We start from the raw sequence: 25,757 nt of genomic DNA, 5'->3' as shown, positions 1-25,757 counted from the left end.
ACAAACAACCATGTCTACTTCTCACAGCCATTTTAAGCACCATGTTTTTTTCTGCCTGAATCAGCGCGCACCCGGCGAAGGTTGCTGTGCCAACTACCAGGCTGCCGAGCTACAAGCTTATGCCAAAGATCGCGTTAAAGCTCTCGGCTTAAATGGCGAAGGCAAATGCCGGGTTAACAAAGCGGGCTGCCTCGATCGCTGTGACCAAGGGCCGGTGATGGTGGTCTACCCCGAGGCGGTTTGGTACACCTATGTTGATAAAGAAGATATCGATGAAATCATTCAGTCCCACCTACAAAAAGGCCAAATCGTGGAGCGCTTAAAAATATGAGTAAGCAAATTATCCCCGGTATCGTCGGCCCCATTGAAATCGCGCTTGATGGCGAGCAAGCACAACCGCGTGGCGTGGTGTTGCTGGCGCATCCGCACCCGCTCTTTGGCGGCACGATGGATAACAAAGTCGTCACCACGCTCATGCGGACATTTGTGCAACTGGGGTATTTGGTCGTACGAAGTAATTTTCGCGGGGTCGGGCAGACTGCCGGCGAACATACTGCTGGCGTTGGTGAAACCGATGATTTATTGGCGGTATTGGACTTTATTGAGCAGCATGAGCAGCGCCGCTATGCTGGACTGCCGCTGATTTTGGCGGGGTTTTCTTTTGGCAGCTTTGTGCAAACCCATGTTGCGCAGCGCTTAGTCGCGCTTAATCGGCCTGCAAGCCGCTTGGTGCTGGTGGGTACGGCGACCTCACGCTGGGAGGTCTTGCCGGTGCCTGCGGATACGCTGGTGATTCATGGTGAGCAAGATGACACGGTACCACTACAGAGCGTGCTCGATTGGGCGCGCCCACAGAGCTTGCCCGTGGTCGTTGTGCCGGGGGCAGACCACTTTTTCCACGGCAAATTGCCCACCTTGAAACAGATTGTGTTCCAAGCCTGGGCGGGCGTGAACGAATCGGCTGAATGACCGAATCGCCTTAAGTGGCACAGCTATAATGCGCGTCGCGAACATTCTTTTGATGATGGGTATGAAAAATTTTCTTTCTCGTGTGCGGCCAGCCAGCCGGGTTTGGTTATTTTTATTCGTGAGCTTGATTGGGCTGAGCAGCGTGCAGGCGCAAACCCCAATTGGTATGGCCCCCGTGCCGCAGATGACGGCGAAATCGTGGTTGCTATTGGATGTAACCAGTAATCAAGTATTAGCAGGCCATGAAGTAGACAGCCGGATCGAGCCCGCTTCTCTCACCAAACTCATGACCGCCTATCTCGTTTTTGGCGCGCTCAAGCAGCAGGTGCTGACCCTGAATCAAACTGTGCCCGTCTCGACTGCCGCCTACAAAATGGGAGGCTCGCGGACCTTTATCGACCCCAAAGTGCCTGTCACTGTCGAAGAGCTGATTAAAGGCATGATCGTGCAATCGGGTAATGATGCCACTGTGGCCTTGGCTGAAGCCGTCGGTGGCGGCACCGAAGCGGGGTTTGTCACCATGATGAATCGCGAAGCGCAGCGCCTGGGCATGAAAGGCACCAACTTCATGAACGCCAGCGGCATGCCCGACCCCCAGCATTACACCACCGCCCGCGACCTCGCCCGCTTAGCAACCCGCCTGATTCAAGATTACCCAGAGCAGTATCACTACTACGCGATTAAAGATTTCACTTACAACAAAATCAAACAAGAAAACCGCAACCGCCTCTTGTTTGTTGACCCCACGGTTGATGGCGTCAAAACTGGCCATACTGAAACGGCTGGGTATTGCCTGATCGCATCTAGCAAACGTGGTCAGCGGCGGCTGCTCTCAGTCGTGTTGGGCACCAATTCGATGGATACACGCGCCCAAGAAAGCCTACGCTTACTCAACTATGGTTTTCAATATTACGATGCTGTGAAAGTCTATGACGGCAACCAAGTAGTCAGCAGCCCAGAAATTTGGAAAGGCAAAAGCAGCCAAGTCAAAATTGGCGCTAACCAACCGATCTACGTCAGCCTTCCCAAAGGCACGGCAGAACGCGTACAAGCCAATCTCGAAATCAAACAACCCTTGGTAGCACCTGTTGCCGCTGGCCAAGTGTTAGGCACGATTAAATTCACCGTAGATGGCAAAGTGGTGGCCGAAGTGCCTGCTACCGCACTCGAAGCCGTGCCTGTGGCCGGGGTCTTTGGCCGCGCATGGGATACCGTGCGCCTGTGGTTCAAATAACCGAGCGTAGCGCATGAGCACCACCGAAGACCCGAACGCCGCGCTATGGAATTTCCCCATGGATTTTCCGCTGAAAATCATGGGCAAACGGCATGATGACTTTGCACAAACCATTGTCGAGCTTGTCACGCTTCACGCGCCGGATTTTGATGCCAGCACCGTTGAAATCCGCGCCAGCAGCAGCGGCAACTACATTGGCCTCACTTGCACTATTCGCGCCACTTCGCGCGAGCAGCTCGATAACCTCTATCGCGCACTTACGGGGCACCCGATGGTGAAGGTGGTTTTATAAGTCCCGTATCACCCAGTAACATGAATAGACTTACCTGAACAGGAGTGTCTCATGCAGTTTAAGCAAAGTTTGCTCTTTGGTTGTTGCTTGGCGATAGCGATTAATTTTACATACGCAATCAATGCTCGTGCTGAAACATCTAAATCAACGAAAACGCCTTCATCCCCATCCAGCAAGCTAACCTCGGGCGGCCCATCTGGCTGCACCGTCGTCATTGATCCTCAGCAACCCCCAACCGCTTACATGTGTAAAGAGCCCCTGCCTGCCATGATTTGTGATGCGGCAAAATCATGCGATCCAGCCAATTTACCTGGGTCACCCGTACCTGGAACGTTTCAATGTTTTGTGCTACCCACGCATCCGGTATGCGCAAATAACTGCCCGATACAATTCGCAAATACATGCGGTTGATAACGTTCGATGTACTGTGAGTAAAGCCACGTTAGACAAGGTGCGGCGAGTGAGTTTATTGCACCTGCCGCTGCTGCAATAAGTAAGGCCGATCAATCTGCGCAACTAGCTGTTCAATCACAGAGGCAGGTACGCCACACGCTGCAAAGTGGGCTTGCCAGCTATTCACCACAGCGATTACACGCGCTATTTCTGCCCGTGCCGTAGCGGGTGTTAGGCCAAAGGCACGACACATCGAGAGCGCGTTTTCCAAGCTCGATACCGCACCCTCCGCTCCCACTTCTAAGGCCTGATAGCCCAAGGCCTGTCCGGTGGGCAACACATCAAACGCGGGCGCGAGCGCATATTGATGTGCATCTGTCACCAGCAGCACATGGTTTTTTTCATGGTCGTCGGTGTTATCCAGCAAAATATTAAACACCATGCGGCGAAACAATTCGTGCATTTGGCTTTGGTACAAATTATTTTCCAGCACGCCGCGCCGTCGCAGTAGTTGCGCCAAATTCGGGTAAGACAACGCCACCCCCGCAGCCTGTAAAGCCACATTGGCTGAAAGCGCATGGCAACGTAGCGCAGGCGTAGAGGCGATAGACTCAAGGCGGTCAAAGCGTTTCACTGCCACCGCAAAGCCATGTTGCAAGGGAATCGGGCGGGTTTCGGCGACGGTAATCCCGGCTTGCGCGGCCAGCGTCATCGCCGCATGTTCCACCAATGGCTCGTAGGAATGCCGCTCTTCCGCAAACTTCAGCACCCATTCCGCCCCGTCTATCTGCACGACGGCTTTGGGGTGTGCGCCGCCCATCGTTGCACCCGGCGCAATCAAGCGGCGCTGGGCTTCCTCAATCGGTTGCCCACTCAGCACTTGCTGCACCAACTCATGCACGGCATTCACATCGGCCAAGGTCGGTAAGGCCGGGCTGCGATGCGGTTGATACGCCGTGGCCGAAGTCGATACGCCCAATGCGCCAAAGCGGCTATCGCCTGCAAAGTACAGCATTTCCAGCACAGACAAGCGCGGTGGGCGCTCCAGTAAACGAATCACCCGCTCGCCCCAGCGGTCGGGCCGTGCATCATCCACCGCCCCCGTCGCCACATCTTTGCTGCGCGGTAAATGTTCCATGTCCAGCAAAGGCAAATCTTCACTCAGCGGAAAGCCATGCTCTAGCCAATCAGGGGCATAGCGCAGCGAGACCCCGCGCCCCGACAGCACCAAGTTTAGCTCGCCCACCAAGCGCGGCTGCGCAGGCTGGCCCAAGTACCACAGATAAAGTTGATCCGTTAAGGAATAGAGTCGGCTCATGGTTTGACCTGCTTGGGTGATTTAGGCGTATTCCCCTGCTTAGCGACACTGCCTTGCGCCAGCCGCGCCGCCAATGACGCTTGCGAACGCACGGCGCGGGTGCGCTTGGCTGCCCGCACATCGGATTCCAACGCCCCCCGATCTTGCTCCGGCGCAGCCAAATCGCTTAGCGCAGCGCTCTGCCCCATCATCCACAGCGCCGTGGCATACACGCCCATGCTCACGCTCGCATCCCCGCGCTCCATACGCACCAAGGTCGGCACCGAAATGCCCATGCGCTGCGCCCAGACGCGTTGCGATTCTTTGCGGCGCACCCGCGCTAAAGCGAGGTGCTCACCAAGCTGAACCAGCGCACTCGCCGCTTCGGGTGGCAAAATAGATAAGGAGGGGGAAGATTTAGACATACATATACTTTACCAAATAATTATATTTGAGCAAGTATATGTTTTATTAGCTAGCTCTAGCTGAGCGGTTGCTGGCCTATATACTTGTGGTTATCATGCTTTAATTTAGTATATTCAATTCTATGACTGGAGATTTGAACCATTAAGGTAAACGAGTATGGATAAGATTTTGAAAGCAGTGCCGCTAGATAATTCCTGCATTCAAATTGTTACCAGCAGCGGCCTATCAGGGGTATTTGATGCCAAGCCCATTTAGCATTTGCAACCTCTATGGAATGAGATCAACCATGATGATCATTAATCGTAAACTACGTTGGACTAGCTTAGTCGTAACGCTATTTTTATTTGGTTGCAGTTCGACAGGTGGGTCAATAGGTGGCTTGATTCCAGCGCCTAAGGCAACAAAAGGTGAATTGAGAAGTGGGATATACACATCTCAAGATAAAATTTTTGAGATCAATGTGCCGTTTCCTGTTAATTCTACTGCGTACAGTTATATGCAGATTGAGGAAACTTATCTTCAAAACGAAACACATATTGTTTTCTCATCGACGTTAAACCCTGCTGAAGTGTACCGAGTAGATCTATTTTGCAAGTTGCCAGAAGAATCGAACATGAAATCTGCGCATGAATTGGCAAAAGTTATTAGGGATCAATATTCTGCACAGTTTTCAGCAGCCTATGGCAACCCATTGATAAACCAACAGGCTGACAAAGCGTTGCCAAATGAATTTACGTATACTCAAATCATCCCTGAGCGTAAATCAGGCACCCAAAGAGCCCTAGGATTTACCGTTCAACATTCATCATACGCGTTTAAAAAAGAGAATTGCCTTGCACACATATGGGTGAATTTCCCAATATCTGAAAAAGCCCTTCCTTCTGGAGCAGAGTTAAGAAAAGCACAATTTATTAATTCATTCAGATGGAATCAATAAACATCCTGTCAAGTTTTTTGTAATCCAACGCTATGTTGGGTTACAAGTATAGGCAGGAGAGATGCGCAGCGCCTCGGGATAATTAGTTAATTATTTGAGCTGCTGCCCCGCCCATCCCCCACCCAGGGCCTTATACAAACTCACGGTCGCCGCGAGTTGGGCGCGTTGAGTATCAATCAGCGTGCTTTCTACTTGGAATAAATCACGCTGGGCATTGAGCACTTCGAGGTAACTGCTGTAGCCGTTGGTGTAGCGCAGGTTGACCAGCCGCAGGGTTTCTTTCAAGGCTTGCTGGCGGGTTTGTGCCGCAGTCACAATCTCTTCATTGGCAGCCACATTGACCAGCGCATCGTGTACATCCCGAAAGGCAAACTGTACCGACTGTACATACTGCGCTAAAGCTTGATTTTTACGGGCCTTGGCGCCGTTGATCAGGGAGCTGATTAGCCCCCCGCGAAACACGGGTTGCGCTAAATTTGCGCCGAGGTTCCAGAGCATGGAGCTGGGTTGAATCAAATCCGCCAGGTTTCGTGATTCATAACCGCTACCACTGGTGAGCTTAATGCTGGGGAAATATTGTGCCTTGGCTTGGCCAATATCGGCATTAGCAGCGATTAAGCTTTGCTCCGCGGCGACCAGGTCGGGCCGCCGGGTGAGAATTTCTGCGGGGAGCTCGGCGGGTAAGGCGACTTGATCAAATAATCCTTGTAGATTTTTACCCCGTGCAATCTCTGGTTTGGCGATAGCGGCAGGGGAACGGCCCAGCAAAATCGCCAAGGCGGTTTCGGCGAGTTGCTGATTTTGCCGCGCCTGTGCCCGCTGTATTTCTGCGCTGGCGACTTCGGATAGTGTTTGCTGCCAATCTTGCTCACCAATCACCCCAGCCTGAAAACGTTTTTCCTGCAAACGCCGATGTTCCAGCCGGGTTTGCAGCGTGCTTTGCGCTAACTCATGCTGTGCATCAAAGGCCCGTAAGGCAAAATAGCTTTGCGCGACGCTGGCATATAGGCTGGCTTTCACGGTCCCCAGATTGGCTTGCTGGGCTAACAAACGGGCGCGTGCTGCTTCATTGGCGCGGCTGTATTTGCCCCAAAAATCAATCTCATAATTAATCGCCAGCGAAGCCAAAAAATTATTGTTCGTGGTGCGAATGCCGGGCGCGGCGCGCCCGGTGGTTTCGCTGATTTTGGCGCGTGAGGCACCCACATTGGCGTCAATGCCGGGATAGCGGCTGAGATTGGTGTAAACACTCTGCGCTTGCGCTTCTTCAACTCGGGCGGCAGCCAGCTGAATGTCTTGGTTGCTGTAAGCCGCTTCTTCGAGTAGTTGGTCTAACACCGGGTCGTTGAACGTGCGCCACCAATGCAGCCAATCGATATCAACTTGTTTGAGTTTTTTCGGCAGGGCTTGTACGGCTTGCGCCACCGGCAATTGTTTGAGTTCGTTGGGCGTGTTGATGACTGGCCGCTGATAAGTGGGGCCTACCGCACAAGCGGTCAGGCTAGCGCCAAGAATAAGGCTAAGGCTGGTTCGCGTAAAAAGTCGAGCCGAGGTCATGATGCATCCTTGTTCAGAATAGCCACAGCACTGTGTGATGAGGGCGCACTATTAAGCGGTTCAGGGTGCGCAAAATCTTCCTCGGTTGTTTTCATGCGGCGGTCATTGATGAGCTTGAAAAACAGCGGCACAAAGAAAATCGCCAGCACTGTCGCGCCCAACATGCCACCGAGCACGCCGGTGCCAAGCGATTGCCGGGCGGCTGCACCGGCACCGCTGGAAAACGCCAGCGGCACCACGCCCAAGATAAACGCGAGGGAGGTCATCAAAATCGGGCGGAAGCGCAAGCGTGCAGCCTCCAAGGCAGCAGCCACAGGGCGATACCCTTCCTGCATTTTGTAGACCGCAAACTCCACAATCAAGATCGCGTTTTTGGCGGAGAGGCCGAGCAAGGTGACCAATCCAATCTGGAAATACACGTCGTTGTTGAAGTGACGCAGGAACACCGCGAGCAGCGCCCCAAAAATCCCGAACGGCATGGCCAACAACACGGAGAAGGGCAACGACCATTTTTCATACTGTGCGGCGAGAATCAGGAAGATCATCAACACGCCCGCGCCTAAGGCCAAGCCGCCCGCATTGCTGCTGCGTTTTTCTTGGAAGGACGCGCCGCCCCAGTCATAGCCTACATCGCTCGGCAACGCGGTTTTGGCCACACGTTCCATCGCCGCAATCGCTTGCCCCGAGCTATAGCCGGGCTTGGCTTCGCCGAGGAGTTTGATGGCGGGCAGGGCGTTAAAGCGCGGTACCGAATCCGGCCCGGTCACAAAGCGTACATCGGCGAGGGCGCGGATCGGAATCATCTTGCCCGCATTGCTGCCCGCAGTCGCACGCACAAAGAGATTGCCAATGTCTTCCGGCTTGGAGCGGAACTCGCCTTCGGCCTGCATTTGCACGGTGTAGATGCGGCCATTTTTGTTGAAGTCGTTCACATAGTAGCTGCCCAGTGTGGCGGCGAGCGTATTGTAAATGTCGGCCAAGGGCACGCCCATCGAGCGGGCTTTTTCGTTATCCACATCCACAAACAGCTGCGGGGAATTGGCTTGGAATAGTGTTTTCACACCGGCCAGTTCCGGCTGTTTGTTGGCCTCTTCCAAAAACGCGGGGAGGATTTGCGCCAAACGCTTCACACCGCCTTCACCTTTGTTTTGCAGATAAAACTCAAAGCCACCGGTTTGCCCCAAGCCTTGAATGGCGGGCGGGCTAAAGAACAGCGGTAAGCCTTCGCGGATGTTGCCGGTTTTGAAGAAACTTTCACCGACCAATTCCTTCGCTGACTGGGCGCGCTCTTCCCACGGCTTGAGCGGGAAGAACATGGTGGCGGAAGACGATTTCAAACCGCCGCCACCTAAGAAGTCCAAGCCAACCAGCGCAAAGGTGGTGTCGATGTTGGGGTTGCTGCTCACCGCATCTTCCATCTTTTTCACCATTGCATCGGTGCGGGCGAGCGAGCTGCCTTCCGGCAAAATCGCTGCGCCAATAAAGTAGCCCTGATCTTCATCGGGCACCAAGCCACGCGGCACCATTTTCCACAGCAGGCCGGTGGCGAGAATCATCGCCGCAAAGAGGCTGACGCCCAGCCCGGCGCGCTTGAGGAAGAAGGTGACGCCATTGGTATAGCCTTTGGTCATGCGGCTAAACACCCCATTAAACCAAGTAAAAAAGCGGTTGTGTTCTTCGGCACCGGGTTTGAGAAAGAGCGCACACAGTGCGGGCGTGAGCGTCAGCGCGACCAAACCGGAGAGCACCACCGCAATCGAAATCGTCACGGCAAATTGGCGGTAGAGTTCACCCGCCAGCCCGCCCAAGAAACCAATCGGTCCAAACGCGGCGACCAACACCAGCACAATCGCGACCACCGGCCCCGTCACTTCCTGCATGGCCTTAATCGCCGCATCATGGGTGTTCAGCCCTTCTTCATTGATCAGACGCTCCACGTTTTCCAGCACCACAATCGCGTCGTCCACCACAATCCCAATCGCCAGCACCATGCCAAACAGGGTGAGCGTATTGAGGCTGTAGCCGAGCAAATGCAAGCCCGCCATCGTGCCGATGAGCGAGACAGGCACGGCTAAGGTGGGGATGATGGTGGCGCGCCAGCTTTGCAGAAACACGTACACCACAATAAACACCAGCACCATCGCCTCGGCCAATGTTTTTAATACTTCGCGAATCGATTCTTTTACGAAGGGGGTGGTGTCGTACGGCGTGCTGTAGGTCATGCCTTCGGGAAAGCGCGAGGCGAGATCCTTGAGCGTTTGCTCAACGGCCGCACGCACTTCCAGCGCGTTTGCCCCGCTTTGCAAGAACACCCCAATCGCGGCGGAGGGATGGCCATTCGCCCGTGCGTTTAAGTTGTAATCTTTCGAGCCCAGTTCAACCCGCGCCACATCTTTTACTCGAATCGTGCCGCCGCCGGGCGTGGCTTTGACGATGATATTGGCGAACTGTTCTGGTTCGAGCAAGCGCCCGCGTGCGGTGACGGTGAGCGTCAACTCCTCGCTATTGTTAGGCGGCGCACCAATCTTACCGGCGGCATATTGGGCATTCTGCTCCCCAATCGCATTCGCCACGTCCGTTACGGTCACACCGAGCTGTGCCATGCGGTCGGGCCGCAGCCAAATCCGCATCGCGTAATCTTTGGCCCCAAAAATCTGCACGTTGGTGGTGCCGGTAATCCGTTTGAGCGGGTCTAAGATGTTTTGTGTCGCGTAGTTAGAAAGGTAGAGCGCGTCGTAACGATTGTCGGTGGAGTACAGTGCGGCTACCACTAAGAAATTGGACGACCCTTTAGAAACCGTGACCCCTTGCCGGCGTACTTCTTGCGGTAGCTTGGCATCGGCTTGGCGCACGCGGTTGTTCACGTTCACTGTCGCAATATCCAGATCCGTACCCACTTCAAAGGTGACGTTAATCGAGACGCGGCCATCCGCAGAAGAAGTGGATTCCATATACAGCATGTTTTCCACGCCGTTAATCTGCTCTTCAATCGGCGCCGCGACGGTGCGCTCTACCACCTCGGCAGAGGCACCGGGGTAAAAGGTGGTGACGTTGACCACGGGCGGCGAAATTTCGGGGTAACGTGAAATCGGCAGCACGCGCAGCGAGGCCAAGCCCGCCAGCACTAGCAGCATCGAGAGTACGCTCGCAAAAATCGGGCGTTCTATAAAAAATTTTGAAAACATAACGATTCCTTGATGGCGCGCTTAGTTGCTTGTTGCCTAGTTGCTTAGTTGTCCACTTAGCTGTGCATGCGTTGGTGTCTATGCGCGCGCATGACGAGCAATCAAATTTATTCAGGCTTTTTAGGGGCAGCGGGCGCTTTATTGGCTTCTGCACCAGGCCCTTTGGCTGGCGCATTCGGATCAAAATCCACGGGCTTGACGACCATACCGGGGTTGTGTGCCTTAATCACGCCTTCCACCATCACACGGTCACCGGCTTGTAAACCTTGGGTGACGACCCACTCACCATTGCCCCAGCCATCCAGCTTGACGGGGCGAGGCGCGAGTTTGTTGTCTTGATCGACGATAAACACCATTTTGCCCATGGGGCCATCAATCACCGCACGCTGCGGAATCGCCAGCGCTTGCTTACGCGCTGCACCACGTAGTATCACGCGCACAAACTGCCCAGGGCGCAGGCGGTTTTCTGAATTAGCCAGCTGTGCCCGTGCATCGAAACCTCCATTGTTGGGATTGACCTTGGCGCTCACAAATGTCAGCTTGCCCTGGCCGGGGTAGAGTGATCCATCGGCCAGTTTGATGTCGATCTCAAAGCCTAACCCGGCATTACCTTTACTGTTGTTGCTGGGAATGCTCACTTGCCCTTGCTGTTGCGCTTGGGTAATACGCAGGTAGTCGGCCTCAGGCAAGCTGAAATTCACATACATGGGATCAGTTTGTACCAGCGTGGTGAGCAGGTTATCGCTCGCGCTCACCAAGCTGCCATTGGCTTTGGCGGCAACGCCGGTCACGCCGTCAATTGGCGCAACCACACGGGTATAGCTCAAATTTAATTTGGCTTCATTCACTTGCGCGCGGGCTTGTTTCAAACTCGCCTCGGCGCTTTCAAAGGCAGACCTGCTGTCGTCGAACTCTTTTTGACTAATCGCTTTTTCCGCCACCAAGGGCGCGAGCCGCGCTAACTCACGCTTGGTCTGGTTGTATTTGGCCTCTGCCACCCCCGCAGCGGCTTCGGCAGCATTGAGTTGGGTTTGATACGGCACCGGGTCAATCTGAAATAGAATGGTTCCCGCTTTCACTTTGCTGCCTTCTTCAAACAGGCGTTGTTCCAAAATGCCATTCACACGCGCTCGCACTTCGGTTTCGCGGTAACCCGCTGTCTGCCCGGCATATTCAAAACTAAAGGCAATGTCTTTGGGGGCCAGCGTTACCACGCTGACTTCGGGCGGCGGCATACCCCCTTTGCCTGCCCCGCCTGCCGTATTTTTTTCTGCCGAAGGTTGGCAGCCGGAAAGGGCTAAGCCAGCCAGCGATATCAGCGCAAGCGCAAGACGGGGCATTGAATATGGACGTGTCAGACTAAAGCGAGCGAAAAGGGAAGTCATTATTAGGGTCGATTAAAGTGAGCAGGTGACTGATTATATACATACATGCTTGTATGTATATTTCATTTTTTTGGCATAATCTATTTCTTTGATTTGATTCCCTCCTATGGCGAGAAAAACCAAAGCCGAAGCAGAAGTGACCTATCATAAGTTGCTAGATGCTGCAGAGCAGTTGTTTTGTGCGCAAGGGGTTGCGCGCACCACGCTGGCACAGGTTGCGCAGCACGCTGGCGTCACGCGGGGCGCACTGTATTGGCATTTCACTGATAAAAAAGCCTTACTGCATGGCTTATGTGATCGTGCTTTTTTGCCGATGGAGCTGCTGTTGGCTGAAATGGATCAGCGTTCTGGCCTTGATCCTCTGGCGCAAATTCGGGAAATATCACTGCACATTTTGACGATCATCACCCAAGATTCGCGTCAGCGCCGGGTGTTTGAAATCATTTACCATCATTGTGAAAAAAATGATGAGTTTGCTTTTTTTGTCACCGAGCGCGAGAGTCGGCGCAAATGTCTCAACCAGCTAGAAAAAATCTTTAAAGCAGCAGTAGCCAGTGCGCAGCTACCCCCAGAGACCGATACGCAATTAGCGATGCAAGCGCATCACGCGTATTTGGTCGGGTTGATGCACCAGTGGTTACTCGAGCCCAAAGGTTTTTCACTGCGGCAGCATGCGCCCGCGATGATTGATCTTTTTTTGGCCGGTTTGCGCTTAGCCCCACCCATTAAAGCCAAGGCCAAATAAAGCAGCCATAAAAAACGCCGCTGCGGCGGCGTGGGTGAAAGTAATTGGGGAGCGAGCCTACTTACTGATAAGCCAGCAGGGCCTGTTTCATTTTTTGCATGGCTTTGACTTCAATTTGGCGAATGCGCTCAGCCGACACCCCAAACTCCGCTGCCAGATCATGCAAAGTCGCGTTAGCCTGTGCATCATCTTGCAACCAGCGTGCCTCAACGATACGGCGGCTGCGCTCATCCAATGTCTCCAGCGCAGCCAGGAGGCCTTCACCGTGGAGTTTGTCTTGTTCCCGCGCGATTAAAATTTCGGTGGGTTGGTGGGTGTCATTGGTTAACCAATGACTTGGGCCATAGCTTTCTTCATCATCGTGGCTGGGTTCAAGCGTCACGTCATGGTTGGCCATGCGCCGTTCCATCTCAACCACTTCTTCTGGCTTAACGTTTAATTCTTGCGCAATATGCGCGACCTGCTGCGGTGTGAGGGTGTTTTCCTGGGCTAAGGCCTGTTTCATCGAACGCAGATTAAAGAAAAGCTTACGCTGTGCCTTGGTGGTGGCAACCTTGGCGAGCCGCCAGTTTTTCAAGATGTATTCATGGATTTCAGCCTTGATCCAATGCAAGGCAAACGACACCAAGCGCACCCCTCGCGTTGGGTCAAAGCGCTTGACGGCCTTCATCAGGCCCACATTGCCCTCTTGAATCAGGTCCCCATGCGGTAGGCCGTAACCCAGATACTGGCGGGCTACCGACACCACCAGTCGTAGGTGCGAGAGCACCAGTTGGCGGGCGGCATCCAGGTCTTGATGATCGTGCAGGCGAGTGGCTAAATCCAGCTCTTCCTCGGCGCTTAGCAGCGGAAAACGATTAATAGCGCTGATATACGCCTCAATGCTCCCCATTGAACCTGGTTGCGGAAACGCCAAGCTATGGCTAGGCGCCAAGACTAAAGCATGACCAGCAGTGGCAACGGACATAACTCGCTCTCCTGAAGGGTTCCGAAGGGGTTAAAAACAAGAATAGGATTATATTAGCACTCTCTTGGAAGGAGTGCTAATGGCTTGTGTTAATGAATGTAATAGGATCGGGCTGCTTAATTTGCGTGCGATAGTGGCTTGAGATATTATTACGATGCTGTATGCCAATCAACAAAACAAATATGCGCCTAAAAAAGTGCGTATCGCGCCTTACAATTTCGGAAGTTTCAATTGAACGAGATAATTACAGAGCTATCTAAGCCGGTCTGGTGGGTAAGTGTCGTAGTTGCGGGAATATTAATAAATCTCCTGTCTGCCTACATCAAGTCTAAATTAGACACCATAGCGGCTAGGACATTTTCATGGTGGCGTGACAAATCCCAAGCAAGCAAGGCCGCATGGGAAACTCGCATTGAAGGTATTAGCGAGAATGACCGAATTAGAGATATTGAACTCGCCCGAGAGATTAGATTTCGCCTTCAATCAATAAATTTTTTATTGATGGCAATTTTTCTACTGGTACTTTTATCCTTTGTAATGGCATCAGGGGTGTTTCTCCCGAAACTATTTCAGCTAGCCGTCTTTGGAAGTTCGTCAATTTTATCTTTTGCATCATTTCTTGCGCTTCAAAATGCCGCTAATACTGCAAACGCGTTATGTATAGCCGACATAAAATCTCAGTCCTCAGTCAAGCAGACTGTTGAAGGTGCAGCTAACCGCTAAAGGGACCAATTTCGCATTATTTGCATGCATCACAGGTCACCAGACCATCGTGCCATCTACTTGGCGCGCCGCATATTAAGCCGCTAAGCTAATTGCGCTTATTAGGCAATTCAATAATGAAACCGCAACTGCGCAATCAGCAAATCATCACCTTCCACGCGGTACACCATGCGGTGTTCATCGGTAATGCGGCGTGACCAAAAGCCGCTTAGGGCATGCTTCAAGGCTTCGGGTTTGCCAATCCCGGCGTAGGGGTCGCGCTGGGTTTCCTGAATCAGTTTGTTGATTCGCTCGACCAAACTTTTATCTTGCTTTTGCCAGTACAGATAATCTTCCCATGCTTCATCGGCAAAAATGAGCCTCATTCGGTCAATTTCCGTTCAATGCCTTTTCCAGCGTTCAGTTGCGCGGTGGCAGAGAGCAGGCGCTTAGCGTTGGCAGGGGTGCGCAGCAGGTAGGCGGTTTCTTCTAGCGCTTTATAGTCTTCAAGCGAGAGCATCACCACGGCTTGATCGCCGTTGCGGGTAATAATCAAAGGTTCATGATCGTTACAAACTCTGTCCATCGTACTGGCGAGGTTGGCGCGCACCGCAGTGTAGGTCATTGCATCCATGTTAGCACTCCATATATGTACAGATTAATGTACATAATGTGTTGCTAATTGTCCAGAAAAATGTAACGCGGGGATAGGGCAGCAGTGGCCCCCGCCTATTTCTTCGGTGCGCGGATCACACCTAGCAATTCGACTTCAAAATTCAGCGTTGCGCCGCCGGGAATGTTGGGGGTTCCGCGTTCACCATACGCTAACTTAGCGGGGCAGACCAAGCGGGTTTTGCCGCCAACTTTCATCGTTTGTACGCCTTCAGTCCAGCAGGGAATCACCTGATTGAGCGGAAACTCGGCGGCTTCGCCACGCTTGTAGGAGCTATCGAACTCGGTACCGTCAATCAAGGTGCCGCGGTAGTGAACCTTGACGGTATCGCTGGCGTTGGGTTGATCGCCTTTACCCACGACGATCGGGATATAAACCAACCCTGATGCCGTTTTAACGGCACCCCGCTCGGCAGCTGCTTTGTCTGCGAAAGCTTTGCCATGCTCCGCATTTTTCGCTGCGCGTGCGGTTTGCCTGCTTTGTGCGAGGATTTGTACTTTGGGGCCATAGCTTTCTACCGATACTGCTGGGGGGTTACCCAGGGCGCCATCTTTAATGCCAGCGCTGAGCACCGTTAGCTCTGCTGGGCTGAGATTAAAGACAGAAATTGAGCGTGCAATCTGTAAACCCAGTGCGTAGATGGTTTTTTCTTCTTCGCTTGCGAGGGTTGGGCTGTTGGCTTGTGCGACGGTGTGGGGCGCCATAGCCAGTAAATTCAGCGCCACGAAGAGACACGGCATGAGCGTGCGGCGCAGGCAACGCACAGCAGCACGAAAGGGGGTTGGCAAGCGTGGGGTGGCGATTGTCATCATCAGAGTTCAGTACAGAAGGTTGACGAGATTAACTCAATTGCAGGGCGGCAAAGGCGGCTTCTTGGCGTTGCAGTTCATCAGCATTGGCAAACGTGAGACCGAGGTCTTTGATCAAGCCGTCAGAAATACCATAAATCCAGGCATGCACTTCGAGCGGTTGTGCGCGCCGCCAGGCATCTTGCACGATGGTGGTTTGCCCGACGTTCAACGCTTGTCGCATTACATTTAGCTCGCACAGACGGTCCACTTTGTGTTCATGTTGGCAAATGGGGCTGAGTTGTTTATGGTGTGAGCGGCGGATTTCTTGAATATGGCGCAGCCAATTATCGATCAGCCCGTGAGATTGGTTGTCGATTGCAGCACGAACGCCGCCACAGCCGTAATGGCCGCAGACAATAATATGTTTGATCTTGAGGATATCGACAGCATATTGAATGACGGAGAGACAGTTGATATCGGTGTGGACAACGACATTGGCCACATTCCGGTGGACAAACAGCTCACCAGGCAGCAGGCCCACAATTTCATTAGCTGGCACACGGCTGTCTGAGCAGCCGATCCAGAGGTATTCAGGGTGTTGCTGTTCGGCCAGGGCATTGAAGAAACCGGGCATGTTGTCTTCCACATGCTCTGCCCAGTCACGGTTTTTATTAAAGAGGTGAGGTAAGGTACGCATAGGGTGCAGGATACCGGAAATTTAGGATAGATTATCGGCTTTACCGCTGCCCCTTGTGATGAGATGGTGGGGCGATTGAATTTTTTCAGTTAAGCCTTATCTAAGAGGCTTCTGGATTGTAGGGGGACTTATGTTCAACTGGACAAAAACCTTTTTGTTGATGGCGGCCATTACCGCTTTATTTGCGGTGATCGGGGGCATGCTGGGCGGCCAGCAGGGGATGCTACTTGCTTTGTTGTTTGCCGGGGGCATGAATTTCTTCTCCTACTGGTTTTCCGACAAAATGGTACTCAAGATGTATAACGCGCAGGAAGTCGATGAGCACAGTGCGCCGCAGTTTTATGGCATGGTGCGTGAGCTGGCGCAGCGTGCGGGCCTGCCAATGCCCAAAGTTTATGTGATTAACGAAGATGCCCCTAACGCCTTTGCGACAGGGCGTAATCCTGAAAATGCCGCAGTAGCGGCAACCACGGGGATCATGCAGGTATTGAGTGAGCGTGAACTGCGGGGTGTCATGGCCCATGAGTTAGCCCATGTGCAGCATCGGGATATTTTGATTTCGACCATCTCGGCCACGATGGCCGGTGCTATTTCGGCGTTGGCCAATTTTGCGGTCATGTTTGGCGGGCGCGATAGTGATGGCCGGCCCGTGAATCCCATTGCTTCGATTGCCGTCATGATTTTGGCGCCATTGGCGGCTACCTTGATTCAAATGGCGATTTCCCGTGCGCGTGAGTTTGAAGCAGACCGTGGGGGCGCAGAAATCTGCGGTGATCCTGAGGCATTGGCACAGGCGCTGGCCAAAATTGAACGTTATGCCCAAGGTTTGCCGTTAACCCCGGCAGAAGCGCACCCAGAAACAGCGCAAATGATGATCATTAACCCCCTGCATGGCGGTGGCCTTAGTGGCTTGTTTCGCACCCACCCTGCCACCGAAGAGCGGATTCAACGGCTACTGGCGATGACCGGTCGTTATCGGGCGGGTTGAGCAGCCTTAAGCCTAGCGAAATTCAGGTAGCATGTGGGCTGTAAAAAGGAACCCCATGCGCCACTTATTCATCACTATTGTTGGCTTGGCTGGCACGCATACGCAGTGTGCTCTTGCCCAGGCTGAGCCAGGCTTACAACTCAGTCCATCACTGACGCTGAGCCGGGAGCAAACGGCAACCCAGGCTAACCCAGCTGCCCCTGTCGCGCGCCCCCTGCTCGTTACGGCTACTCCTGGTACGGTGCCGATTAGTGCGCCGGTGCCAGCGCAGCCTAAGGCAACGCCACCAGTGCCCAAATGGGAATTGGGGTTGGGTGCGGGGGCGCTGTCATTTCCCCATTATCGCGGGGCAGACCAGCAGCAAACCACGCTGTTGCCGATCCCTTATATTGTGTATCGTGGCGATAAAATTCGCGCTGATCGTGGTGGTATTCGCGGGCATGTGGTTGATACCGGCACCTGGGATCTCGATTTGAGCCTGGCGGCGGGCTTGCCAGTGAATAGCGATAAGAATGAAGCAAGGCGGGGCATGCCTGGTTTAAAGACTACACTTGAGTTGGGGCCTCAGTTGGTTCTGAATGTGATGGGCCGCCCACGCGATAACAATTATCTTTCGGTGCGCCTGCCGGTGCGCAAAGTATTTGCATTAAGTAGTGAGCAGTTTACTGACCCGGGCTGGGCGATCACGCCGAATGTCAATTTGAATCTGCGCAACAGCGTGTTACCCAAATGGAATGTTGGCCTTAATGCAGGGCTGTTTTTTGGCGATAGTGCTAATCATCGTTATTACTATGGGGTGGCACCGCAATACGCCGCGCCCAACCGACCGGCTTATGAGGCCAAGGCCGGTTTTGGGGGCACGCAGCTCACGGCCAGCCTGAGTCGCCGCATCGATCGGTGGTGGATTGGTGGCTTCGCGCGGATGAGTAGTGTGGCCGGGGCGGTCTTTGCCGATAGCCCCTTGGTCAAACAGCAGACCAATTATTACCTTGGCGTGGGGGTTAGCTATATCTTTGCCCAATCGCAAGAATCAGGCGTGCGTTTTGATGAGTGATAAACCCGTTGTTAGCGCGCGCCCGACACTGCGCCGTGTGCCGAGTCAGCGCAAGCCTGAGACCGCCCATGGGCGAGCCCGGCGACCGAGTAACCTCATGCAACCCTCTCCGTTGGCTGCCGATAGCTTGGCGCACCGTTTATATTGGGCCACGCCGCTGGTTGCGCAGATTCAGCAAGGCGTGGCGCTAGATGTGGTTTTGGCAGACCCCCGTTGTCAGAGCTTGACCCCAGCAACCCGGGCGACGTTACAGGATTTCTGCTATGGCGTCGCACGTTGGCGTGGCAGCGCGAGTTTTTTGCTGCAGCAATTGTGCGCCCGTCCGCCGCAGGAACCGATTGCCAGCCTGTTGTTACTGGCCTTAACCCTGCTGCTACAGCGTAAATATGAGCCGCATACCCTGGTAGACCAAGCGGTGCAGGCGGCTGCACATTGGCAGCCGGGTGCGAAAGGGCTGGTAAATGGTGTTTTGCGAGAATATGGTCGTTCGCAGGCAGACTTGCTGGCAGCGATGCAAGCAGACCTTGCCGCCGTTTTTAATTTTCCGCCGTGGTGGCTTCGTAAGGTACAAAAGACCTATCCAACCCAGTGGAAGTCACTCTTAAAAAGTGCGCAAGACCATCCCCCCTTAACCTTGCGGGTGAATACGCAGCGGCAGCCAGTCGCTGCGTATTTAGCCAAGCTGAATCAGGCTGGGATTGAGGCTCAGCAAGTGGGGCCGCAAGCGATAGTGTTGTCGCAGGCGCTGCCTGTGTCACAGATTCCTGGGTTTAGTGACGGCTTGGTCTCTGTTCAGGATGCTGGCGCGCAGCTAGCGGCTCCCTTGTTAGCGGTGCAGCCTGGGCAGCGGGTGTTAGATGCTTGCGCAGCACCCGGAGGCAAAAGTGGACATATCTTGGAGTTGGTCGATTGTGCGCTAACAGCGCTGGATATTGATGCGTCGCGTTTAAGGCGCGTCGAGGAAAACTTGCAGCGCTTGCAACTCACATCAGCAATGCCACCGCGGGTGGTGCTGGGTGATGCGGGCCAAGCCGCAACTTGGTGGGATGGCGTGCCTTTTGATCGTATTTTGGCCGATGTGCCCTGTTCCGCCTCCGGGATTGTCCGTCGCCAGCCAGATATTCGCTGGCGACGGCGGGCGGGGGATTTGCGCCAATTACAAGCTCAGCAACTGGCGCTATTGCAGGCTTTGTGGCCTTTATTGGCGGCAGGCGGGAAGTTGCTGTATGCAACTTGTTCATTGTTCCCGGATGAGGGGGAGACGGTTATCGCCCACTTTTTGCAGGCAGAACCGACTGCCGCGCGCGATGCGTTACAGGTGCCGACAGCGCAGGGGGCGGCGTTAGTGCCAGCTGCCACATCCGGGACCGGTGGCCTACAGGTATTACCCAATCAGCCGCTGGCTTGGCCTGGTTATGGGGAAGTCACAACGCATGATGGCTTCTTTTATGCGTTATTGCATAAAGCTGTATGAGCCTGCGCAGGCCAGCGGCATAATCAGCATCGGGAAATTGCTATTTGATTGCGCTATGGCTTTGTTTCACCATGACCATTATTCACTTAGGCAGGGGCTGCGGCACCCCAGATTCTGGGTTTGCTGCGCTTTCTGCCTATGGCTTCTTGCTGGCGTTAGCGCCCGTGCGGAGGTCATTGAGCTGCGTGATGTTCGGATTGAAGCCAATCTTGAGCAAGAAGCCTATGTGCTGCAAGCGGATGCAGCTTTCAGCTTAGCCCCGGTGGTTGAAGAGGCCTTAACCCGTGGCGTACCACTCTATTTTTCCTTGGAACTGCAGATGCGGCGTCCGCGTTGGTATTGGTTTGATGAAAAAACCCTGCAGTTTGAACAAACGTACCGTTTGGCCTACTCAAGCTTAACCCGGCAGTATCGTCTCACGATCAGTCAGGCGCAGACGAGTAATTTGCAATTACGTTTCAATACCTTGAACGAGGCTTTGAATACGATTCGCCGTATCCGTAATGTGCGACTCGCTGATCGGCAGCAACTAAGTACGGGCACCAATTATCAGGTGCAACTGCGTTTACGCTTGGACTTGAATCAATTGCCAAAGCCGTTTCAGGTCGCCGCCTTGACCGCTCGTGAATGGAACCTGACTTCGGACGCAAAAGCCTTCAGCTTTGTGCCGAATGCCGCAGATTGGGCGGAGGCGGGAAGCGTGGGGGCAAGTAGCGCTACCGGGCAAACGGGCAGCAAACCATGAAAACAGTGGGCTCGCGGACCTTGCGAATTACCCTGGTGGTGTTACTCGGCATTTCGGGTGCCTTGTTATTCCTATTAGCCTCAGCTTCGGCCAATACCTCGCTCTTTGAGCGCCACTATACGTGGCTACTTGGCTTGAATCTGCTGTTAGCGGGCGGCATGTTCGCGCTGGTGATGATTTTGAGTCGGCGGTTATGGAAGCGTTACCGTGCCGGTGTGTTTGGAACCCGGCTGATGTTTCGCCTGGTCTTGTTTTTTACGCTAGTTGGAGTGTTGCCAGGTGCGTTGATCTATGTGGTATCGGCCCAATTTTTGTCGAAAAGTATTGAAACATGGTTTAACGTGCGGGTCGATACGGCGTTGGAGTCTGGGCTGCATTTAGGCCGCAGTGCGATGGATTCGATGCTGTCGGATCTGACGCAGAAGGCAGAAATCATGGCCCGCGAATTAGGCCAGCAACCGCGCAGCAATTATTCCTCGACCTTACATCGCTTACGTCGGCAGGCCGGCGTCGAGGAAACGGTGATCGTGACCAGCGGCGGCACTTTGTTAGCCAGTGCCGCTGATAGCTATAGCCTAAGCCTGCCAGAGCTGCCCAGTCCGAGTATGCTGCGCCAGGTCAAAAATACGCGCTTATATGCTCAAATCGAAGGGCAGGAATCCAGTGACAAAACGCCAGCGCCGGAGGCAGAAACCCAGATACTCCGAATGCGCGTGGTTGTCCCGGTTCAGCAAACGGCTGCCTTACTTTGGTCCAGTGAGGCAGACGCAATCTATTTGCAGGTGTTGCAGACCGTGCCTCGTGCATTAGCCAGTAATGCCTTGGCGGTGGAGGGGGTCTATCGAGACTATGAGTCGCTCTCCTTGTCGCGTGCGGGCCTCCGCAAAATCTATTTGGCGACATTGACCCTGACTTGGCTGCTAACCATTGCAGGCGCCTTGGCGGTGGCTTTTGTCCTGAGCAATTGGTTTGCCGCGCCCTTGTTGCTGCTGGCCGAAGGAACAAAAGCGATTGCGGCTGGGGATTTTGCGCGTGTCGGTGAATTAGCAGATCGTGGCGGGCACGATGAGCTTGGGGTCTTAACCCAGCAGTTTCGCGCGATGACACGCCAACTGGATGAAGCGCAAGCGGGGGTGGCACGCAATCAATTGGCGCTAGAAAAGGCAAAAGCGTTTCTAGAGAGTATTTTGGCAAATCTCTCTGCTGGGGTGTTGGTATTTGATGCCAGTTTTCGGCTGACAACCTTTAATGCCAGCGCTCAAAATATGATTGGCGAGGTGTTGACACAACTGCAACAACAGCAACTTTCTCCAACAGAGATGCAGCAACATGCTGAGCTTGCAGAAGGCGGCGTGGCGATGTTTTTCACCTGGCTGCAGCAAGTTTTCTCAGAAAAACAGATTGATCAACAAGAAGAAGGTGGCGTGGATTTGCTGGCCTTACCCGCTTGGCAGCGCGAAATTGATCTGGGGCAGCTCACTCAGCCGCAGACAGAACCGCAGATGAATCTTACCCCAGAGCAGCCCCGCGTGCTGCTGGTGCGTGGATCGCGCTTACCCGTTGGCGCGTCGATTGGCTATGTAGTGGTGTTCGATGACATCTCACAGGTGATTTCTGGTCAGCGCGCCTTGGCATGGGGTGAAGTGGCCCGGCGCTTGGCCCATGAAATTAAAAATCCTCTAACGCCCATTCAGCTCGCGGCTGAACGACTGCAAATGAAATTGAGTCAACGGGTTGAACCAGAGCTTGCAGAAATGGTAGAAAAGACGACGCGAACGATCGTTAACCAAGTCAGCGCCCTGAAGCACATGGTCGATGATTTTCGTGAATATGCACGGACCCCGCCGGCGGTCATGCAGCCACTCGATTTGAATGCGTTGATCCTTGATATTCTGCAGTTGTACGCTGGGCCCGGCGCCAGTCCTGCTGCGTCTAGCCCGTCGATCACCACGGACGAGCTGTTAACTTTCCGTGCCGGGCCGATTCAGGCTGAACTCGCACGCGCGCTACCGCTGATCGCCGGCGACGCAACCCAACTTCGGCAGGTTATTCATAACCTGTTACAGAATGCCTTAGATGCGATTGATGGTCGTACTGAGACTGCCGCTGATACGCCCCTGATTGGCGTCCGAACGCGCCTACGCGAAACCGGCGAAGACCCGATTGGACGGGTGCGGCGCTTGCAATTGGTGATTTTTGATCATGGCCCTGGCTTCACCCCCGCTTTGTTAAGCCGAGCCTTTGAACCCTATGTCACCACCAAAGCCCGCGGCACGGGATTGGGGCTGGCTATTGTGAAAAAAATTCTAGATGAGCACGGGGCCCAAGTTGAATTACAAAACCGCCATGACGATACCGGGCAAGTGATTGGCGCTAGAGTCATCATTAATTTCAAGGTTTAAGCGCTAAATGGGCGGTTAGCACCGCGTAAACGCGATAATTTTTTCGCGCAGGCCTTGGTTTGTGTTGCGGAAAGTGTACAATCGTGCTGTATTACAAACTGTTACGCCATCTCGGTGCCAGGCGATATCGGCATCAGCAGACATAAGGCGTTGGCGTTTGGTTAAAAACTTCCTATTGGGTTAAGGGGATAAGGTCAGTATGGCAAATATTCTGGTTGTCGATGATGAAATTGGTATTCGTGAGCTGTTGTCTGAGATTTTGAATGACGAAGGACACACCGTTCTGCTAGCTGAAAACGCGCAGCAAGCACGGCAGGTAAGAGCAAATGAAACGTTGGATCTCGTCTTGCTGGATATTTGGATGCCCGATACGGATGGTGTGACTCTATTGAAAGAGTGGGCGGCAAACAGTTTACTGACAATGCCTGTGATCATGATGTCAGGTCATGCAACCATTGATACCGCCGTGCAAGCCACCCGCATCGGCGCGATGGATTTCTTGGAAAAACCCATCGCTTTGCAAAAATTGCTCAAAGCGGTCCAGGCCGGCCTAAATCGCAACAAGCCCGCCCCCTTGTCAACGGTACTGGGAAGCGGCCTGACGCTGGCGGCAAGCAATCCGAGCCACCATGCGCCTACAATTTCCCAAATGATGGCGAGCCCAGCGCCTGCTGCCGCGCCAACAGTTGACAGCAGCCATACCGTGACCCAGCTGGTGACCAATTTGGTTCAAGTGGGCAGCCAAAACGTCCCACTGGATCAGCCCTTGCGTGAAGCCAGGGACGAATTCGAGCGCGTTTATTTTGAATACCATCTTGCGCGTGAAAATTACAGTATGACTCGGGTGGCGGAGCGTACTGGTCTGGAGCGCACCCACCTTTACCGCAAACTAAAACAACTGGGGATTGAACTGGGTAAGTCAGCCCGCCGCGCTCAGAATGCCGCTTAAGCTCTTTAACTGAACAGAATCTGCTCAATATCATTCAGCCTAGAGGGTTTCCTCTAGGCTGAATTGTTTTTCAGCCAAGCATTCCTAAAGTGTAAGTGCATGCTAACTGAGATATTGAAACGCCAGTTTCTAAACGCATATTAAGAAAACTAGGACGTGGCCGTTAATGAGATACGGCTTCAATATTTTCGAATGACTAACGTTTTGGGAGCGTGCCATGCAGATGATCTATAACAGTCCCAACTATTGTGTTGTCGAGTTCCCCAATATGGGTAACGTCAGTGGCTACGAAATTGTCGACAAGCACACCCGCCGCGAAATCTTTATTGAAGGCTTGCTGGCCCAGCGATTTCGGACCAGCGTTGAAGATTTAATCGCCTCGGAACCCAGTACGGAAGAAATCGAAGACTTCCTGGCTCAGTTCGAGGGCCTGATGCAGCAGCCCGTTGTGCTGCATTAACCCCGCTTTCCCCCGATTGCCGAGTGTTGACCCACTCGGCTTTTTTATTTTTGGGCCAAGGGCATTCAACTTTTGATCTCGCGCAAACCACGATTTCAATGGAATCACATGAATTTGACTTGAATCAAGGCCTTGCCAAGCCCTATAATGCGAGGGTTTTCGCCGTAAATTGGCGTTGCCTTGTAGCAAAAAAAGGCAAGTCATTCGGCACCTACCGATTTTCAGTCTTATTGGGGATAACATGAAGCGTTACCACGCCTTCGCCGCTCAATTCGGCGGTGCTCTTTTGGCCAGCATGGCCGGCGCCGCCTCTGCGGTAGAAAATAGCCCTGGCGGCCCAGCCGTCAATCAACTCAATTTACATCCTCCCGTTACCCAGATTGCGGCTGACATTCATGGCTTGCACTGGATGATGCTGATTATCTGTACCGTGATTTTTGTACTGGTTTTTGGCGTGATGTTTTACTCGATTTTCAAGCACCGCCGTTCCAAAGGCGCGCAATCAGCGAATTTCCACGAGAGTGTAACCGTGGAAATTATTTGGACCGTGATCCCCTTCCTCATCGTGATTGGTATGGCAATCCCGGCGACCAAGACCGTGGTGGCGATGAAAGATACCAGCAATGCGGATCTCACCATCAAGGCGACCGGGTATCAATGGAAATGGGGTTATGACTACCTAAAGGGCGAGGGTGAAGGCATTGGGTTCTTATCTGCCCTGGCTACCCCCCGTAACCAGATCGATGCTCAGAGTGCTGAAGATGTTAAAGCGCGCCAAGAAAACACCAATTACTTGATTGAAGTGGACAACCCCTTGGTGGTTCCAGTTGGCAAAAAAATTCGTATCGTGACGACCGCCAACGATGTGATCCATGCCTGGATGGTGCCGGCCTTTGGTGTTAAGCAAGATGCGATTCCTGGCTTCGTGCGGGATACTTGGTTTAAGGCCGAGAAAGTGGGTGAATATCGTGGTCAGTGTGCCGAATTGTGCGGGAAAGATCACGCCTTCATGCCGATTGTGGTAAAGGTGGTAAGCGCTGAAGACTATACCAAGTGGGTTGACGCCAAGAAAAAGGAACTCGCCGCGCAAGCGGATGATCCAAGTAAAACCTATACCGTGGACGAGCTGAAGGCCCGCGGGGAAAAGGTTTACAACGCAAACTGCGCCGCGTGCCACCAAGCAACGGGCAAGGGTGTAGCCGGTGCCTTTCCTGCACTCGATGGTGATGCCGTTGTGTTAGGCGAGAAGGCCAAGCAGATTGATGTCTTACTGAATGGGCAGGGCAATGGCAAGATGCCAGCCTGGAAGCAGCTAAATGACGTTGAATTGGCCGCAGTGGCAACCTATACCCGCCAAGCATGGGGCAACGCTGGCAAAGGGAAAGACCCTGTCGTTCAACCCGCCGACTTTACGGCGGCACGCAAGTAATTCAGA

At 53.5% G+C, this 25,757-nt stretch carries 24 protein-coding genes; 14 read left to right on the top strand and 10 right to left on the bottom strand.

Translation table 11 applies throughout. The annotated features are described in order from the left end of the window. Window positions 1–10 precede the first annotated feature (10 nt). The 4 genes from DU000_RS11105 (at window position 11) to DU000_RS11090 (ending at window position 2,495) form a co-directional block, all read left to right on the top strand. Complete coding sequence (locus tag DU000_RS11105) at window positions 11–331, top strand: (2Fe-2S) ferredoxin domain-containing protein (protein WP_114403494.1); 321 nt, start codon at window positions 11–13, stop codon at window positions 329–331. Continuing rightward, on the top strand, window positions 328–969 hold the full coding sequence (locus DU000_RS11100) for an alpha/beta hydrolase (RefSeq protein ID WP_114403476.1): 642 nt from the start codon (window positions 328–330) through the stop codon (window positions 967–969). The genes DU000_RS11105 and DU000_RS11100 overlap by 4 nt, the downstream gene beginning before the upstream one ends. Window positions 970–1,030: 61 nt before the next feature. Beyond that, a complete protein-coding gene (locus DU000_RS11095) occupies window positions 1,031–2,203 on the top strand; it encodes a D-alanyl-D-alanine carboxypeptidase family protein (protein WP_114403493.1) in 1,173 nt (390 codons plus the stop codon). Window positions 2,204–2,216: 13 nt separating this feature from the next. After that, the gene (locus tag DU000_RS11090; protein ID WP_114403475.1) at window positions 2,217–2,495 is read left to right on the top strand and encodes a DUF493 family protein; all 279 of its coding nucleotides are present in this window, start codon (window positions 2,217–2,219) and stop codon (window positions 2,493–2,495) included. A 466-nt stretch (window positions 2,496–2,961) separates the two neighbouring features. On the opposite strand, the gene DU000_RS11080 is transcribed toward DU000_RS11090, so the two are convergent. Further along, window positions 2,962–4,206, bottom strand: a complete 1,245-nt coding sequence (locus tag DU000_RS11080; protein ID WP_114403473.1) for a type II toxin-antitoxin system HipA family toxin — start codon at window positions 4,204–4,206, stop codon at window positions 2,962–2,964. Beyond that, window positions 4,203–4,610: a helix-turn-helix domain-containing protein gene (locus tag DU000_RS11075; protein WP_114403472.1), complete on the bottom strand. Its 408-nt coding sequence runs from the start codon at window positions 4,608–4,610 to the stop codon at window positions 4,203–4,205. The genes DU000_RS11080 and DU000_RS11075 overlap by 4 nt, the downstream gene beginning before the upstream one ends. A gap of 287 nt (window positions 4,611–4,897) precedes the next feature. Between DU000_RS11075 and DU000_RS11070 the strand changes: the two genes are divergently transcribed. Beyond that, the gene (locus tag DU000_RS11070) at window positions 4,898–5,548 is read left to right on the top strand and encodes a hypothetical protein (RefSeq protein ID WP_114403471.1); all 651 of its coding nucleotides are present in this window, start codon (window positions 4,898–4,900) and stop codon (window positions 5,546–5,548) included. A gap of 90 nt (window positions 5,549–5,638) precedes the next feature. On the opposite strand, the gene DU000_RS11065 is transcribed toward DU000_RS11070, so the two are convergent. From DU000_RS11065 to DU000_RS11055, 3 genes are all read right to left on the bottom strand, one after another. After that, window positions 5,639–7,105 (bottom strand): efflux transporter outer membrane subunit, encoded by a 1,467-nt coding sequence (locus DU000_RS11065; RefSeq protein ID WP_114403470.1) that lies wholly within the window; start codon window positions 7,103–7,105, stop codon window positions 5,639–5,641. Continuing rightward, window positions 7,102–10,290, bottom strand: coding sequence for an efflux RND transporter permease subunit (locus DU000_RS11060; RefSeq protein WP_114403469.1), 3,189 nt, complete (start codon window positions 10,288–10,290; stop codon window positions 7,102–7,104). The genes DU000_RS11065 and DU000_RS11060 overlap by 4 nt, the downstream gene beginning before the upstream one ends. A 107-nt stretch (window positions 10,291–10,397) precedes the next feature. Continuing rightward, on the bottom strand, window positions 10,398–11,630 hold the full coding sequence (locus DU000_RS11055) for an efflux RND transporter periplasmic adaptor subunit (RefSeq protein WP_158529698.1): 1,233 nt from the start codon (window positions 11,628–11,630) through the stop codon (window positions 10,398–10,400). 151 nt (window positions 11,631–11,781) lie between these two features. Between DU000_RS11055 and DU000_RS11050 the strand changes: the two genes are divergently transcribed. Then, on the top strand, window positions 11,782–12,420 hold the full coding sequence (locus DU000_RS11050) for a TetR family transcriptional regulator (protein ID WP_114403467.1): 639 nt from the start codon (window positions 11,782–11,784) through the stop codon (window positions 12,418–12,420). Between the two features lie 61 nt (window positions 12,421–12,481). Here the strand turns inward: DU000_RS11050 and rpoH are convergent, their stop codons facing one another. The 5 genes from rpoH to can all read right to left on the bottom strand — a co-directional run bounded on the left by rpoH (window position 12,482) and on the right by can (window position 16,250). Beyond that, window positions 12,482–13,387 (bottom strand): RNA polymerase sigma factor RpoH, encoded by a 906-nt coding sequence (gene rpoH, locus DU000_RS11045; RefSeq protein WP_114403466.1) that lies wholly within the window; start codon window positions 13,385–13,387, stop codon window positions 12,482–12,484. An 833-nt stretch (window positions 13,388–14,220) separates the two neighbouring features. Next, the gene (locus DU000_RS11035; protein ID WP_114403464.1) at window positions 14,221–14,475 is read right to left on the bottom strand and encodes a Txe/YoeB family addiction module toxin; all 255 of its coding nucleotides are present in this window, start codon (window positions 14,473–14,475) and stop codon (window positions 14,221–14,223) included. Then, window positions 14,472–14,723 (bottom strand): type II toxin-antitoxin system Phd/YefM family antitoxin, encoded by a 252-nt coding sequence (locus tag DU000_RS11030; protein ID WP_114403463.1) that lies wholly within the window; start codon window positions 14,721–14,723, stop codon window positions 14,472–14,474. The genes DU000_RS11035 and DU000_RS11030 overlap by 4 nt, the downstream gene beginning before the upstream one ends. A gap of 95 nt (window positions 14,724–14,818) precedes the next feature. Further along, a complete protein-coding gene (locus DU000_RS13090; protein ID WP_205074062.1) occupies window positions 14,819–15,466 on the bottom strand; it encodes an FKBP-type peptidyl-prolyl cis-trans isomerase in 648 nt (215 codons plus the stop codon). Window positions 15,467–15,602: 136 nt separating this feature from the next. Beyond that, window positions 15,603–16,250 (bottom strand): carbonate dehydratase, encoded by a 648-nt coding sequence (can, locus tag DU000_RS11020; protein ID WP_114403462.1) that lies wholly within the window; start codon window positions 16,248–16,250, stop codon window positions 15,603–15,605. A 130-nt stretch (window positions 16,251–16,380) separates the two neighbouring features. On the opposite strand from can, the gene htpX reads away from it, so the two are divergent. From htpX to coxB, 8 genes are all read left to right on the top strand, one after another. Further along, the gene (gene htpX / locus DU000_RS11015) at window positions 16,381–17,238 is read left to right on the top strand and encodes a zinc metalloprotease HtpX (RefSeq protein ID WP_114403461.1); all 858 of its coding nucleotides are present in this window, start codon (window positions 16,381–16,383) and stop codon (window positions 17,236–17,238) included. Between the two features lie 55 nt (window positions 17,239–17,293). Continuing rightward, window positions 17,294–18,292: a MipA/OmpV family protein gene (locus DU000_RS11010; protein WP_158529697.1), complete on the top strand. Its 999-nt coding sequence runs from the start codon at window positions 17,294–17,296 to the stop codon at window positions 18,290–18,292. A gap of 97 nt (window positions 18,293–18,389) precedes the next feature. Then, entirely contained in the window at window positions 18,390–19,766 is a 1,377-nt protein-coding gene (gene rsmB / locus DU000_RS11005; RefSeq protein ID WP_420812145.1) for a 16S rRNA (cytosine(967)-C(5))-methyltransferase RsmB, read from the top strand. Window positions 19,767–19,821: 55 nt separating this feature from the next. Beyond that, window positions 19,822–20,511, top strand: coding sequence for a DUF4390 domain-containing protein (locus DU000_RS11000; protein WP_158529696.1), 690 nt, complete (start codon window positions 19,822–19,824; stop codon window positions 20,509–20,511). Then, window positions 20,508–22,913: a sensor histidine kinase gene (locus DU000_RS10995; RefSeq protein ID WP_114403457.1), complete on the top strand. Its 2,406-nt coding sequence runs from the start codon at window positions 20,508–20,510 to the stop codon at window positions 22,911–22,913. The genes DU000_RS11000 and DU000_RS10995 overlap by 4 nt, the downstream gene beginning before the upstream one ends. Window positions 22,914–23,112: 199 nt before the next feature. Next, complete coding sequence (locus tag DU000_RS10990) at window positions 23,113–23,862, top strand: response regulator (protein WP_114403456.1); 750 nt, start codon at window positions 23,113–23,115, stop codon at window positions 23,860–23,862. A 217-nt stretch (window positions 23,863–24,079) separates the two neighbouring features. Beyond that, the gene (locus DU000_RS10985) at window positions 24,080–24,322 is read left to right on the top strand and encodes a BTH_I0359 family protein (RefSeq protein ID WP_114403455.1); all 243 of its coding nucleotides are present in this window, start codon (window positions 24,080–24,082) and stop codon (window positions 24,320–24,322) included. A 241-nt stretch (window positions 24,323–24,563) separates the two neighbouring features. Next, on the top strand, window positions 24,564–25,751 hold the full coding sequence (gene coxB / locus DU000_RS10975; RefSeq protein ID WP_114403453.1) for a cytochrome c oxidase subunit II: 1,188 nt from the start codon (window positions 24,564–24,566) through the stop codon (window positions 25,749–25,751). Window positions 25,752–25,757 lie beyond the last annotated feature (6 nt).

It is taken from the genome of Parvibium lacunae, from assembly GCF_003335215.1.
GTDB classification, from domain to species: domain Bacteria; phylum Pseudomonadota; class Gammaproteobacteria; order Burkholderiales; family Burkholderiaceae_D; genus Parvibium; species Parvibium lacunae.
This window is presented reverse-complemented; position numbering and strand designations above follow the sequence as displayed.